Origin of the sequence: Winogradskyella aurantia, from assembly GCF_002266855.1 — a bacterium.
GTDB classification, from domain to species: domain Bacteria; phylum Bacteroidota; class Bacteroidia; order Flavobacteriales; family Flavobacteriaceae; genus Winogradskyella; species Winogradskyella aurantia.
In genome coordinates this window covers 70,091-82,771 of the sequence record NZ_NGJN01000001.1, presented here as the reverse complement: position 1 = coordinate 82,771, position 12,681 = coordinate 70,091, and the positions used below count along the sequence as shown (strand labels likewise).

Genomic DNA, 12,681 nt, shown 5'->3' with positions numbered 1-12,681 from the left:
TACGATTAATTCAACTATCCCATAAATATTTTATATATTTGTAACTCAATCTCGTAGCCGCGGGATTTTTTTTATATGCTGAATTCGTTTCAGCATCTTTTATTTAGTAAAACGAATGAATTATGAGTAAAGTATCTTATTATACGGAAGAAGGCCTAAAGAAACTGAGAGATGAATTAAATTATCTCAAGGATGTCGAACGTCCGAAGGCATCTCAAGCTATTGCTGATGCCAGGGATAAAGGGGATTTGAGTGAAAATGCCGAATACGATGCTGCTAAGGAAGCACAAGGTATGTTAGAAATGAAGATTTCGAAGATGGAAGAGACACTTGCAAATGCAAGAATTATTGATGAATCTCAACTAGATACTTCTAAGGTTTTAGCATTATCTAAAGTTAAGATCAAGAATCAAACCAATAGTATGGAAATGACCTATATTTTGGTTGCAGAAAGTGAAGCAAACTTAGCTGCCGGTAAAATATCTGTTAATTCTCCCATTGGTAAAGGATTATTAGGAAAATCTGTTGGTGATGTTGCTGAAATACAAGTTCCTAGTGGTATTATGAAATTTGAAATCCTTGAGATTTCCAGATAGAAGTTATAATTAAAATTTAAGATTGTATTCCTGCTTAACTTGTTTCAGCAGGAATATTTTTATATTAGTAGTATTCATTGTTATTAAAACCTTGTAATTATGGCAACGCTTTTCACTAAAATTATCAATGGTGAGATTCCTTCATACAAAGTCGCAGAGACGGATAGGTTTTATGCTTTTTTAGATATCAATCCCAACTCGAAGGGACATACCTTATGTATTCCCAAAAAGGAAGTGGATAAAATTTTTGACCTTGACGAAGGGACGTATACCGCTTTGATGCAGTTTTCTAGGCGTGTTGCTCTAGCTATTGAAAAAGCAGTTCCATGTAAGCGGGTAGGAATGTCAGTCATTGGTTTGGAAGTGCCACATGTGCACGTACATCTTATTCCATTACATTCCATGGAAAATGCGCGTTTTACGAGTAAGGTTAAAATAACATCTGAAGAATTTGAGGAAACTGCCTCTCAAATCGCATCTTATTTCAACTAAAAATTAGACGATTTTCAAGGTAATTTGAATAGTAGTGCCTTTGCTTGGCTCAGAATGAAGTACTTTGATCTTTCCGTCGTGATAGTCTTCAATAATACGTTTGGCCAATGATAGTCCCAAGCCCCACCCTCGCTTTTTTGTAGTAAAACCGGGCTCAAATATTTTTTTGAATTGGTGTTTTGGAATCCCTTTACCGGTGTCTGAAATATGTAGAAAAACATGTTTGTCCGTCTTTTCCATATTTAGCGTTAAATCACCTTTGCCTTTCATGGCATCTATGGCATTTTTAACTAAATTTTCAATGGTCCAGCTATATAATTGTGGATTTAGCTTTACAATTATTTCTTCTTCAGGACATTGGATCGAAAAATTTATAAGTTTCGATGAACGTAAGCTAATATAATCAAAAGAGGATTTTGTGACAGCGACAATATCCATTGGTTCTAAAGTAGGTAGCGAGCCAATTTTGCTAAATCTATCTGTGATGGTTTTTAGACGGTCAATATCCTTTTCTATTTCCATAATATACTGGGCATTCACACCTTCGGTTTTTAAGATTTCTGCCCAACCCACAAGGGAGGATAAAGGTGTTCCAATTTGGTGGGCAGTTTCTTTGGCCATACCCGTCCAGAGTTTATTTTGTTCTGCATTTTTAGTACTTCTGTAAAAGAAATAGACGACGGCAGCAAAAAGAAAAATGATCAGTAATAGCGCTAAAGGGTAATATTTTAATTTGTTTAAGAGGGGAGAATTACCATAATATAACGTAGAAAGCACCTTGTCTTGATAGCGAATCTCTATAGGCTGGTTTTCGTTTTTGAACTTTTCAATTAGACTAATCAGATACAAGGAATCCTTGGCTTTTTCTTCGTCTATATTTCTGTAATCCAAACTGCCATCACTACTCACCTTTATCATGGGGGTGGTTTTATTACTTGCTATAATTTCAAAGGGAAGTTCGCCAACATCAGAGGTTAAATCCTGGGTGGTACTAAGTTCCTTTTGCGCAAAAGACCAATTGCGCATTTTTGCGCGTTCTTCTGCCTTAAAATTCTGAAAAAATACATAGGTGTTCCAGAGGATAAGTGAAATAATAGCAAAGGATGAAAAGATAATAACCCAGCGGATTATGTTGCGGTTAGAACGGATGGTCATTGATTAGTCAATTTCGTTTTAAATATAATGCAATAATGTTAATAATATTGTTCTGTGGATTTGGTAAAATACTTTCAGCGACCATCTAATATATTTATATTTGTTGAAAATCAGTTCACTGCATGATTTCTTTAAATTCAAAAGATCTTTCCACAGGAAAATTACACGGTTATTTACTCAGTGCTGTAGCGCCTAGGCCTATTGCATTTGCAAGTACTATTGATGCTGATGGTAATCCTAATTTATCGCCATTTAGTTATTTTAACGTATTTAGCAGTAATCCACCAATATTAATTTTTTCTCCTGCAAGACGGGTACGGGACAATACCACTAAACATACCTTACGGAATGTTGAACAGGTACGAGAAGTTGTTATTAATGTCGTTAATTATGACATTGTACATCAAATGTCTTTAAGTAGCACGGAGTACCCTGACGGAGTTAACGAATTTGAAAAGGCGGGGTTGACCATGTTACCGTCAGAAGACATCAAACCTTTCAGAGTGGCTGAATCCCCAATACAAATGGAATGCAAGGTGAACGAAATCATTTCCTTAGGCAGTGAAGGCGGGGCAGGTAATCTTATCATCTGCGAGGTTTTAAAGTTTCATATTGTTGATGAGGTAATGAATGAAGATGGCACCATTAACCAAGAGGCATTAGATCTTGTGGCACGGGCAGGAGGTAGCTACTACAGTAGGGCAAAAAAAGGATTTTTTGAAATCCCCAAGCCGTTGCTTACTTTGGGAATTGGCGTGGATGCCATGCCGGATCATGTAAAAGACAGTATGATTCTAACCGGAAATAACCTCGGTATGCTGGCAAATGTGGAGGCTTTACCGACTAAGGACCAAGTCAATAAATTTATAGAAGACATAAGCGAGCGTTACCCGAATATTAAAAATGCATCACACAGGGAAAAACACAAATTAGCACAGAATTATTTAAGCTATGGCGATGTAGAAAGTGCATGGAAGTTATTACTTTCGTAGAGTAAAGAGAAATTGAATCAACATAAATTATAGTAAAAGAACAATGGAAGTACAAGGACGTATTAAGGTAATAGGAGAGACACAAACCTTTGGTAATAATGGGTTTAGAAAAAGAGAGGTGGTCGTAACTACTGAAGAGCAATACCCACAACATATTTCTATAGAGTTTGTTCAAGATAAAACAGACTTATTAAACAATTATCAAGAAGGGCAACAGGTTAAGATAAACATCAACCTGAGAGGGAGAGAATGGGTAAATCCGCAAGGAGAAACCAAGTATTTCAATTCTATCCAGGGTTGGAGAATTGAAGCTATACAATCTGAAGCTGCTAGTGGTGATATACCCCCTGTTCCGCCTGCTGAAGCGTTTGAGCCAGTGAGTGATTTAAACGAAGACGATCACGATGACCTGCCGTTTTAAATAATTTAAGAAACTAAATTAATGAACAAAAAAGACCTGTTATTTTTATAACGGTCTTTTTTTATGTTCAAAAGAAAAAGTCCTGATGGTTAGTCAGGACTTAATGCTGTGGTTTTAGGTTTTGACCTTTAAAACAAACTTAAAAAAGCAATGATGAACAAAATTTATGAATAAAGGTCAATTCAAATATCTTTAAAAATATTGTAGCATCAAAGTTTAACTATTAATTTAACAGCAAAAAGCACTGAAAAAAGAATAAACCCTGTCTAAAATGCACTTTTTATCTCATAAAATAGAATTTCCAGACGTGAGTGAAGCGTCTGCGGAAGGGCTTTTAGCCGTTGGTGGGGACTTATCATCAGAGCGATTGATTCATGCCTACAGAAATGGGATTTTTCCCTGGTATGAGAATGAAGAGCCCATTTTATGGTGGTCACCTGATCCTCGATTTGTCCTTTTTCCAAATGAATTAAAAGTTTCTAAAAGCATGACTCAAATTATACGAAAGAACACTTTCAAAATCACGAAGAACAAAGCTTTTAGAGACGTACTTGAAGCCTGTGCCCAAACCAAAAGAGCTGGACAACAAGGTACTTGGATTACAGATGATATGTTAGAGGCTTATGTGAAATTACATGACTTGGGTTTCGCTTTGTCTGTTGAGGTTTGGCAGAAAAATAAGCTCGTTGGAGGTTTGTATGGCGTTGATATCCATAATGGTGTATTTTGTGGTGAAAGTATGTTTTCCAAAGTTAGCAATGCAAGTAAATTTGGCTTTATTTCTTTTGTTCAAAACTCTGATTACAAATTGATAGATTGTCAACTACACACTAAACATTTAAAGAGTTTGGGAGCTAAACATATTTCCAGAGCCGAGTATTTAAAGTTTCTCCTCAATTAGATATTTAATATAGCGGAGGTCAAAATAAAAAGGTTTTGAGAACGCGTTATATTTAAATTAATGAAACGATATTCGAGCCCACCTTGAATTTTAAGGGATTTTGAGGGTACCCATCCCAATTGTCCAGTAATTCGATATCCTATGCGAGGGTTGGTTTTTTTGCTTAGCGATAGCAAGGCTTCTGTAGAACCTACAACATAACATTCGCCTATATCTAATCGTTCACCGTTCAACGGAAAGTCTAATGCAAATCTGTAGCGCGTTCTAAAAAAAGTTATATTATTAAAAAAACGCTCTTCCAATCTAAACCGGTGCCCAAAACGAAGAGCAAATCGGCGCTCTGTAAAATTATATTGTTGTGTGAATCGTAATTCGTTATTGCCTCCATCGATTCCTTCCCTGATACGATATTGAACACCTAAGCTGATACTTTGGTTGTAGGCAAGATTTAATGTGGAAAAATGAATTAGGTCAATTTGCCGATTTTCAAAACCAAAATCATTATCCCTATATAAATAATACCTCGAGTTTACTGTAAAATTTACTTTATAAACATCGGTTACATTATGGTTAATAGCCACGGAGGATTCACCAAGTGTGGCGAAAACTTCTTGGCTATAAGAGCTAAAACCACTGCATAAAAAGAAAATAATAAAAAGCGCATTAGTATAAGACATGCTCATAAGAGGTTGCGTTAAGAATTCTGAAGGCAATAATTTCTCCAGAGCCACTAAATGTAAACTCTCTAAATTCTCGTTTGTTATTAGTTTGGACCTCTGCGATAATTTCGTAATTCGTATGGGATTTATCTTCTTTCGTTAGGATGTCACGTGTTTGGGTTGAGTGATCAATATCAGGAATTAAAAGATATTGTTTTTGAGTCTTTATGATTTTGACTTTTGAAAAATTTCCATCAAAATAGTTACTAATCTTGGATTTGATATCGTGGTCTATTTCCTTGAATTTGATATTTTGTTCAATATCTTCAACGATACCCTTTAAATTAAACTCAATGCTGTAAAGGTGTTTCTTATATTTGAATTTGGCCTCAAAACTCTTATGTGTTCCATCCGTCTCCCGATAAAATTTAAACTTTTTGCAATTTTTGGGTAAATTTTTTATCAATGATATTGCGGGTTCGGGAAATTCCTTCAAAGTAATACGTTCTTCTCGCTCGTCCTTTGCCTGTGAAAAAACAATTGAAGAAAAAATAAAAATAAATAGCGCAGTAGCGATTAGTTTCATACTTGAATACTCATATAAATTAAATACTTAAAATTAGATAATTGTTCTAAATGATAAAATTATACAAACAACACTTAAACGTGGTTATCTTTTAATGATCTTAAAGGTAATTTTTTTTGAGACGTTGAGGAAGTATAGTCCCTGGGGTAGTGCAGTCATAGGTACAACATCACTGCTTCCTGATGTAATTTTCCTCCCTAGGGCATCGCTTAGATACCATGGCACAGAGCGACTCAGCCTAACATTGGATGATGTGGGATTAGGATAGATTTGAAAACCATCTAAAAGGTCTACCTCAGATACATTTAAGGCATCGTCTGATAGCCATTGCGCAATATCTTGAGCGGATATGTTCCCAGCTGTTGTAAAATTTCCACCAACAAATATTTTATCAATTCCACTTGTATCCTTTGCAAACTGTATGGCATTAATTTGGGTATCTACACCAACATCAGTATAAGTACCTAGAGGTCTCCAGCCATCGGTCTCATTATATTGGGCTATTTTATTAACTATGATTCGATCGGTTGCGCTATTGTTAGCTATTTCAAACCCGCCTCCAGCATAAAGATTTTGTCCATCGTGAATCAACGCTGTAACAATATTGCTCACACCATTTCCCAAGCTAGACCAAGTGTTGGTATTTTTGTCCCACTTCGCAATCCGGTTGACTTGTTGCCCTCCAGCTTCGCCAAAATTACCGCCAACAAAAATAGCATTATCCGTAGTTGCAATGGCTTCAACAAATCCGCTCGTTCCAGTGCCAAGACTACCCCAATTGGTTCCATTCCAAGTGGCAATCCTATTTGCTGATACACCTCCAGCTTCATCAAAATTACCTCCAACATATAAAATGCCGGAATTGTCAATATCAAGGGAACGAATCTCATTATTGGTTCCAGCTATGGAGGTTGTTTGGTCTTCAAGTGAACTCCAAGTCGTACCATTCCAAACTGCTATATTTCGTGCTGGCGAGTTGTTGAGGTTCTCAAAAATACCACCGGCATATACATTTCCATTGGCATCTATCGCTATAGCAGCCACAGAACCGTCAATACCCGAAGCAAGAGGAAACCATGATGTGCCGTTCCAAAACGCAATATTATTTGCACTGACACCTCCTATTTCTGAAAAATTTCCACCAGCATATAAGTCACCATTTGGTGCAATTTTTAAGGCATTAATAGTGCCATTAGTGCTCCCCATGGTGCTCAGGCCATCTGATTCTGACCAAACGGCAATATTGTTAATTCCACTATTTCCGGAAACACTAAAATCACCACCTATATAAACACTACCATCGAAAGCTGTTTCAACAGCCCTTATTTGGCCATTTATGGCGCTGGACGTAACATTGGCCCAAGTGCCTATGCCATTTACAGCGGTTCCAGAAGGCGCCGTAGTACCATCTTTAAGCTTGAAGATTTGAGCTGTACTGCCGTAGGAGCTAAAATAAATCTCGCCGTTTTCGTCCAAACCAAATGTAGAAACGAATCCCGGAGTATCAAAAAGTAGTGTTCTTGTTGCAACTTGGGTTGTTGAGTTATAATCCAATGCCCAAACCCGACCGCTAACGTAGTCTGCAAAAATGTATTTAGAGTTAATATCTGGGCTTAAACTGCTTATCTCAGAGCCTCTATATACATAGCCGCCAGTAATAGAAACATCTCCTAAATTGTGCGAATAGAAATAAACAGGAAATGTAAGCGGACCAGGTCCTTCTGTAGGTGTATTGTTGGCCACACTCTCAGCTTCAAAACGTTTCCAACCGTAGTTTCCACCGTTAGCGATAAGATTTATTTCTTCAAAATCACCTTGACCAACATCTGCTCCCCAAATATTACCAGTAACTTCATCAATTGAGAACTTCCATGTGTTCCTTATGCCATATGCAAAGATTTCGTCTAAGCCTGGTCCACTTGCAAAGGGGTTGTCACTTGGTATTTCGTAATTTCCATTCGGTGCCATGGGGTTGCTGCCGTCCACGTCTACATCAATCCTTAAGATGCTACCAAAGCTATTATTGATGTTTTGTGCATTATTCTGCGGATCGTTTCCACCACCGCCATCGCCTACTGAAATATAGAGATAGCCATCTACGCCAAAAGCAATCTTACCGCCATTATGGTTGCTGTTGGATTGGTTTTTGTTGTATTCTAATAATACGACTTCGCTATTAGGATCTGCAAGATTTGGATTTGATGAATCTACTGTAAATCTAGACGTTATCATTCTTAAATTACTGGAACTACCAGTGGTATAATAGACATAGAAATAACCATTTTGACTGTAATTAGGATGGAAAGCTAATCCCAGAAGACCCATCTCTTGCCCAGCAGAAAATGTTACAATGCCTTCAATATTTAAAAACGTTGATACTTGTGCACCTGTTACATTTGGGGTGTTTGGAAATACCTCAATGCGACCAGGCTGCTCAACCACAAACATCCTGTTTGAACCATCTTGGGCGTTTTGAATTTCAACAGGGCGTGAAAATGTAATGTTTGGAAAGGCAGATTCATAAGTGATTTGAGCGCTTAAACCCATTAGGCTTAATAGACTCATCAGAGTGAACATAAATTTTGGAAACCTCATAGCATATATCATTATTTGGGGAAATTTCAGCATTAATAAAATAGTATTACTAATTCAGAACAATATTTAATTTGTTTTACTAAGGTATTTAAATCTTTTGACTTATGAGAAATCCTCAGACCTCGTTGTATCTGAAACAAGACATAATATGATCGTTAACCATACCTGTAGCCTGCATGTGAGCATATACGACGGTGCTACCCACAAACTTAAATCCCCGTTTCTTCAAATCTTTACTTATCGTATCGCTTAGGCTTGTATTTGCAGGTATATCCTTCAGATTATTAAAATTATTTTTAATTGGAGTGCCATCGATAAATCCCCAAATATAGTTGGAGAATGAACCAAAGTCTTCTTGAATCTTAATAAATGCCCGCGCATTTGATACCGTGGCTCTTATCTTAAGCTTATTGCGAATAATTCCTGAATTGTTTAAAAGCGCAGTAATTTTTTCGTCATCGTAATTTGAAATGCGTTTATAATTGAAATTATCAAATGCAAGTCTGAAGTTCTCTCGTTTACGTAGAATTGTAATCCAACTTAAACCTGCTTGAAACGTCTCTAAAACTAAAAATTCAAATAAAGTATCATCATCGTAAACGGGCACACCCCACTCTTTATCATGATAAGCCTCATACAGAGGGTCACCTTTGCACCATCCGCAGCGTTTAGGCTCCCTGTTCATATTTATGTAGCTTAGTTTTAAGAACGGCTATGTGATTGTCTTTGATCTTTAATTTTAACCTTAGCTCTATGACGTAAACAATAATGTAAAAGAGTATGGCACTATTTTTAATAGTGTTGAGTCGCTCTTCAGTAAAAAATGTACTGTCTTTAAACCAGTCAAAATACATGGCCATAACAGGCAAGGCAAATCCTAATAGCAAAACTATTCTAAGGTAATCTAATGCAACAACCCACTGATCTCTCATATTGTAAGTATTCCTTTAATTTAACTACTAAGGTAACAACTGTGACAGAAAAAATATAAATACCAACTTAAATTTGTAACATGGAAATATCAGGAGTATATATGGTTAAAACAGTAATTTCAGAAAGCCTTGAAAATAGTGTGTCCTATCAAGAGTACGTTGAATTAGTAAATTCGTTAGTTGAGATTTCATCGACTACGGGTAATGAAAAGACGGAAGCCATGGCAAATTATACCATGCTCAACCAAAGACGCATGAAACGCTGGGATAAGATGGTTAAATTAACTGACCAGGATAAAGCAAAAATTCAAGGTTTTACAGGGGACGTTACTTGGTTGGTTTTAACGGAAAGTTGGTGTGGAGATGCAGCCCATATTTTACCAGTGATTAATAAAGTTGCCGAGCTCAACAAAAACATAAATTATCGTATTGTCCTCAGAGATGATAATGACGCGTTGATGAATGAGTTTTTAACTAATGGCGGTAGGTCTATTCCGAAACTCATTATGTTAGATAACAAAACAGATACGGTCTTAAACACCTTTGGACCTAGGCCAACAAAAGCTACCGAAATGGTAAATGATTATAAGTTAAAACATGGAAGTTTAACTTTAGAATTTAAGGAAGATTTGCAACGCTGGTATAATAAGGACAAAGGACAGTCTACTATCCAAGATTTGGTCGAGCTATTGTCTTAACCTTTTCCTTTGAAGATAAAGGTTATGGTGCCTAGCTGGTCTTTTCTTTCAGAGCTACTGAACCTAGCAGATTTAGCATATTCAATAGCATGGTTTATAAGACATTGGTTGTTAGAGTTAGAAGAACCATTAATGTAGGCATCATAAACAGTACCGTTGGCATCAACTTTAATGCTTACTACAATTTTGCCCCCAAATTCACATAAATAGCGTGGGGTTTTATAATATTCTAAGGCTCTACCTTTAAGGGAATAGGTGAGTGTGCTTTTAGACTTGGCGTGTTCGTCTGCAATTTTTTTGTTGTCTAACCGCTTTTTCAGTTCTTCTTGTAATTTTTTGTAAGATTCGGTCTCTTTTGAATTTAAGCCCGCGCTCTTATTAGCGGCATAAGATTCGTTAAGACTATTTTCCTCATTGACATTATTGGTTTTGGATGCTTCAAGGGTTTTGGTAGTTCGTTCAAAGTCATTTGCACTAACCGACTTAAAATTCTGCATTATTTTTTTGTATTCCTCGTCTTCGTTAAAGGCCTTATCACTTGCTCCATCTTTTAAGGGTTCGCTATTTTTAAGTTCCTTTTTCAATGGCTCTGGCTCAGGTTCAAGTTCGTAGTAACTCTCGGTTATAAGTTTACCCTTTTGCCTAAGCTGAATACTAAACATCGACAAGATTAAAATTCCGGCTAACAGAAAAGTGATTATTGCAGCTTTGTATGTTTCAATAAATTTCAAAAAAATCTAAAGTTTAATTCAAGGTATATACGAATATAATAACGAAATGGTTTAAACAAGGCTTATTCAACTCTTGCAAATTGCTTAGCTAAGAGGTAGGGTATTCACGAAATCCAGAGGTGACATGGCATCATCAACCAGAAAATTTCCGATACGTGTCCGGCGTAGTTTTGATAAGTGTGCGCCTGAGTTTAGTGCTGTTCCAAAATCGTGGGCTAGTGACCTAATGTAAGTGCCTTTACTACAAACCACTCTAAATTTAAGTTGCTGGTTAAGCTTTTCAGTAATTTCAAATTCTGATATTTCCACTTGTCTAGATGTAATATCAACCTCTTGGCCAGCTCTAGCAAATTCATAAAGTCGCTTTCCGTCTTTTTTAATCGCGGAAAACACGGGTGGAAATTGATCTATGGTTCCAATAAATTGTTTTGTAGTATCATGGATTAGAGCTTCAGTAATATGATCTGTTGGAAATGTTTTATCAATATCAGTTTCCAAATCGTAAGATGGCGTAGTGCCACCCAATGTAATAATGCCCGTATATTCTTTCTCTTGGCCCTGGAAGATATTGATTTGCTTTGTCATTTTACCTGTACAGATCACCAACAAACCAGAGGCTAATGGGTCTAGGGTACCTGCATGACCAACTTTTATTTTCTTAATACCAAAAGCTTTTCGGATAGCCCAACGCAATTTACTAACGGCTTGAAAGGAAGTCCATTCTAGAGGTTTATCAATTAAAACAACCTGACCGTTTTTATAGTCGTCTAGTGTTTTCATGATTACAGAAACGTCCAGATGATTGCAGTAATACCAACAACAGCACAGTATATGGCAAAGTAGGATAACTTACTTTTTTTTACCAAAGCTATCATCCATGTACAAGCAAATAAACCAGCTATAAAGGCTGCGGCAAATCCGACAGTCAGGCTTGTAAAGTTTGAGTTCTCATAGGTGAGGGCACCACTAAATATATCTTTAAAAATTTTTCCGAAAATGAGTGGTACAACCATTAAAAATGAAAATCTAGCGGCTTTGGTTTTATCATTCCCCAATAAAACGGATGTAGAAATAGTAGCTCCAGACCTGGAGATACCTGGAAGTATAGCAATGGTTTGGGATATACCTATCATAAGAGCATTTGAAAACGTTACGTTTTTTTTTGTGTCCTTGGCCTTATCGGCTAGAAACAGTAAAACAGCAGTGACAATAAGCATACTACCTACGAGAAAGATATTACCACTAAAGAGTTGCTCGAGTTCCTCTTCATAGAATAGGCCCACAATTGTTGCCGGTATCATGGAAAGCGCAATTTTTAAAATAAATTGTAAATCCTCATTCCATTGAAATTGGAGAGCACCTTTAAGAATGGTAACAATATCCTTTCTAAATACAACCATAGTGCTTAAGGCCGTAGCAAAATGCAGAACCACGGTAAATAATAAACTCTCTTGCGGCAAGGAATTATCGCCCAATATGGCCTTCCCCAATTCTAAGTGACCACTCGAGGACACAGGTAGAAATTCCGTGAGTCCTTGTACAACACCTAATATGATGGCATCTAATATATCCATGGGGAGCAAATATCATCTTTCATTAGTCAATTTCCAAAATAAGACATGTGAAAGTTCAATGTATAGGATATTCCTTATTTTATTTATCTGATTTTTTTTCCTTATCGGGATTTAGAAGAATGGCATAGACCTGAATGCCAAATCCAATCAATACTAAAGTTGGTGCTAAACGGATGCGTCTCCAGTGAAAAATTGAAGGGTCAAAAACGTTTGGGTCATCACTACCGCCACCGGCCATAATTATAAAACCAACAGCGATAAAGGCCAAGCCAATAAATAACCATTTGTAGTTTTTCTTTCCAAAAATAAACTCGGCTTTAGAAGCCTCTTTTCGTTTTTTTTCACCCAT

16 protein-coding genes are annotated in these 12,681 nt (G+C 36.7%); 6 read left to right on the top strand and 10 right to left on the bottom strand.

Translation table 11 applies throughout. From position 1 onward, the window contains the following. Positions 1 to 122: 122 nt before the first annotated feature. Positions 123 to 596, top strand: coding sequence for a transcription elongation factor GreA (gene greA / locus CA834_RS00415; RefSeq protein ID WP_094966690.1), 474 nt, complete (start codon positions 123 to 125; stop codon positions 594 to 596). 99 nt (positions 597 to 695) lie between these two features. Next, on the top strand, positions 696 to 1,088 hold the full coding sequence (locus CA834_RS00410) for an HIT family protein (RefSeq protein WP_094966689.1): 393 nt from the start codon (positions 696 to 698) through the stop codon (positions 1,086 to 1,088). Positions 1,089 to 1,091: 3 nt separating this feature from the next. On the opposite strand, the gene CA834_RS00405 is transcribed toward CA834_RS00410, so the two are convergent. Then, positions 1,092 to 2,243 carry a sensor histidine kinase gene (locus CA834_RS00405; protein WP_094966688.1) on the bottom strand — a complete coding sequence of 384 codons (1,152 nt, stop codon included), beginning with the start codon at positions 2,241 to 2,243 and terminating at the stop codon, positions 1,092 to 1,094. Between the two features lie 122 nt (positions 2,244 to 2,365). Between CA834_RS00405 and CA834_RS00400 the strand changes: the two genes are divergently transcribed. From CA834_RS00400 to aat, 3 genes are all read left to right on the top strand, one after another. Beyond that, a complete protein-coding gene (locus CA834_RS00400; RefSeq protein ID WP_094966687.1) occupies positions 2,366 to 3,235 on the top strand; it encodes a flavin reductase family protein in 870 nt (289 codons plus the stop codon). A 43-nt stretch (positions 3,236 to 3,278) separates the two neighbouring features. Beyond that, complete coding sequence (locus tag CA834_RS00395) at positions 3,279 to 3,656, top strand: DUF3127 domain-containing protein (protein ID WP_094966686.1); 378 nt, start codon at positions 3,279 to 3,281, stop codon at positions 3,654 to 3,656. 271 nt (positions 3,657 to 3,927) lie between these two features. After that, a complete protein-coding gene (gene aat, locus CA834_RS00390) occupies positions 3,928 to 4,557 on the top strand; it encodes a leucyl/phenylalanyl-tRNA--protein transferase (protein WP_094966685.1) in 630 nt (209 codons plus the stop codon). Here aat and CA834_RS00385 read toward each other — a convergent pair. The 5 genes from CA834_RS00385 to CA834_RS00365 all read right to left on the bottom strand — a co-directional run bounded on the left by CA834_RS00385 (position 4,554) and on the right by CA834_RS00365 (position 9,329). After that, complete coding sequence (locus CA834_RS00385) at positions 4,554 to 5,240, bottom strand: DUF2490 domain-containing protein (protein ID WP_094966684.1); 687 nt, start codon at positions 5,238 to 5,240, stop codon at positions 4,554 to 4,556. The two genes, aat and CA834_RS00385, sit on opposite strands and share 4 nt — an antisense overlap. Continuing rightward, complete coding sequence (locus CA834_RS00380) at positions 5,221 to 5,802, bottom strand: hypothetical protein (protein WP_094966683.1); 582 nt, start codon at positions 5,800 to 5,802, stop codon at positions 5,221 to 5,223. Before CA834_RS00380 ends, CA834_RS00385 begins: the two co-directional genes overlap by 20 nt. 84 nt (positions 5,803 to 5,886) lie before the next feature. Continuing rightward, entirely contained in the window at positions 5,887 to 8,367 is a 2,481-nt protein-coding gene (locus tag CA834_RS00375; protein WP_240507379.1) for a PQQ-dependent sugar dehydrogenase, read from the bottom strand. 145 nt (positions 8,368 to 8,512) lie between these two features. Then, the gene (locus tag CA834_RS00370; RefSeq protein WP_094966681.1) at positions 8,513 to 9,082 is read right to left on the bottom strand and encodes a DNA-3-methyladenine glycosylase I; all 570 of its coding nucleotides are present in this window, start codon (positions 9,080 to 9,082) and stop codon (positions 8,513 to 8,515) included. Then, positions 9,066 to 9,329: a hypothetical protein gene (locus CA834_RS00365; RefSeq protein ID WP_094966680.1), complete on the bottom strand. Its 264-nt coding sequence runs from the start codon at positions 9,327 to 9,329 to the stop codon at positions 9,066 to 9,068. The genes CA834_RS00370 and CA834_RS00365 overlap by 17 nt, the downstream gene beginning before the upstream one ends. Before the next feature lie 80 nt (positions 9,330 to 9,409). Here CA834_RS00365 and CA834_RS00360 point away from each other — a divergent pair, with 80 nt between their 5' ends. Further along, positions 9,410 to 10,027, top strand: a complete 618-nt coding sequence (locus CA834_RS00360) for a thioredoxin family protein (RefSeq protein ID WP_094966679.1) — start codon at positions 9,410 to 9,412, stop codon at positions 10,025 to 10,027. Here CA834_RS00360 and CA834_RS00355 read toward each other — a convergent pair. The 4 genes from CA834_RS00355 to CA834_RS00340 all read right to left on the bottom strand — a co-directional run bounded on the left by CA834_RS00355 (position 10,024) and on the right by CA834_RS00340 (position 12,681). Continuing rightward, positions 10,024 to 10,689 carry an energy transducer TonB family protein gene (locus CA834_RS00355; protein ID WP_094966678.1) on the bottom strand — a complete coding sequence of 222 codons (666 nt, stop codon included), beginning with the start codon at positions 10,687 to 10,689 and terminating at the stop codon, positions 10,024 to 10,026. The two genes, CA834_RS00360 and CA834_RS00355, sit on opposite strands and share 4 nt — an antisense overlap. A 153-nt stretch (positions 10,690 to 10,842) precedes the next feature. Then, positions 10,843 to 11,538: a tRNA pseudouridine(55) synthase TruB gene (gene truB, locus CA834_RS00350; RefSeq protein ID WP_094966677.1), complete on the bottom strand. Its 696-nt coding sequence runs from the start codon at positions 11,536 to 11,538 to the stop codon at positions 10,843 to 10,845. A 2-nt stretch (positions 11,539 to 11,540) separates the two neighbouring features. Continuing rightward, the gene (locus tag CA834_RS00345) at positions 11,541 to 12,332 is read right to left on the bottom strand and encodes an undecaprenyl-diphosphate phosphatase (RefSeq protein ID WP_094966676.1); all 792 of its coding nucleotides are present in this window, start codon (positions 12,330 to 12,332) and stop codon (positions 11,541 to 11,543) included. A gap of 79 nt (positions 12,333 to 12,411) precedes the next feature. Further along, positions 12,412 to 12,681 carry a DUF3098 domain-containing protein gene (locus CA834_RS00340; RefSeq protein WP_094966675.1) on the bottom strand — a complete coding sequence of 90 codons (270 nt, stop codon included), beginning with the start codon at positions 12,679 to 12,681 and terminating at the stop codon, positions 12,412 to 12,414.

What these genes read in the sequence shown, in the direction of transcription:
- CA834_RS00340 (WP_094966675.1), bottom strand. Translation starts at nt 12,681, where the DNA reads ATGGGTGAAAAAAAACGAAAAGAGGCTTCTAAAGCCGAGTTTATTTTT.
- CA834_RS00405 (WP_094966688.1), bottom strand. Translation starts at nt 2,243, where the DNA reads ATGACCATCCGTTCTAACCGCAACATAATCCGCTGGGTTATTATCTTT.
- CA834_RS00400 (WP_094966687.1), top strand. Translation starts at nt 2,366, where the DNA reads ATGATTTCTTTAAATTCAAAAGATCTTTCCACAGGAAAATTACACGGT.
- aat (WP_094966685.1), top strand. Translation starts at nt 3,928, where the DNA reads ATGCACTTTTTATCTCATAAAATAGAATTTCCAGACGTGAGTGAAGCG.
- CA834_RS00395 (WP_094966686.1), top strand. Translation starts at nt 3,279, where the DNA reads ATGGAAGTACAAGGACGTATTAAGGTAATAGGAGAGACACAAACCTTT.
- CA834_RS00375 (WP_240507379.1), bottom strand. Translation starts at nt 8,367, where the DNA reads ATGAGTCTATTAAGCCTAATGGGTTTAAGCGCTCAAATCACTTATGAA.
- CA834_RS00345 (WP_094966676.1), bottom strand. Translation starts at nt 12,332, where the DNA reads ATGGATATATTAGATGCCATCATATTAGGTGTTGTACAAGGACTCACG.
- CA834_RS00365 (WP_094966680.1), bottom strand. Translation starts at nt 9,329, where the DNA reads ATGAGAGATCAGTGGGTTGTTGCATTAGATTACCTTAGAATAGTTTTG.
- greA (WP_094966690.1), top strand. Translation starts at nt 123, where the DNA reads ATGAGTAAAGTATCTTATTATACGGAAGAAGGCCTAAAGAAACTGAGA.
- truB (WP_094966677.1), bottom strand. Translation starts at nt 11,538, where the DNA reads ATGAAAACACTAGACGACTATAAAAACGGTCAGGTTGTTTTAATTGAT.
- CA834_RS00360 (WP_094966679.1), top strand. Translation starts at nt 9,410, where the DNA reads ATGGAAATATCAGGAGTATATATGGTTAAAACAGTAATTTCAGAAAGC.
- CA834_RS00370 (WP_094966681.1), bottom strand. Translation starts at nt 9,082, where the DNA reads ATGAACAGGGAGCCTAAACGCTGCGGATGGTGCAAAGGTGACCCTCTG.
- CA834_RS00355 (WP_094966678.1), bottom strand. Translation starts at nt 10,689, where the DNA reads ATGTTTAGTATTCAGCTTAGGCAAAAGGGTAAACTTATAACCGAGAGT.
- CA834_RS00380 (WP_094966683.1), bottom strand. Translation starts at nt 5,802, where the DNA reads ATGAAACTAATCGCTACTGCGCTATTTATTTTTATTTTTTCTTCAATT.
- CA834_RS00410 (WP_094966689.1), top strand. Translation starts at nt 696, where the DNA reads ATGGCAACGCTTTTCACTAAAATTATCAATGGTGAGATTCCTTCATAC.
- CA834_RS00385 (WP_094966684.1), bottom strand. Translation starts at nt 5,240, where the DNA reads ATGAGCATGTCTTATACTAATGCGCTTTTTATTATTTTCTTTTTATGC.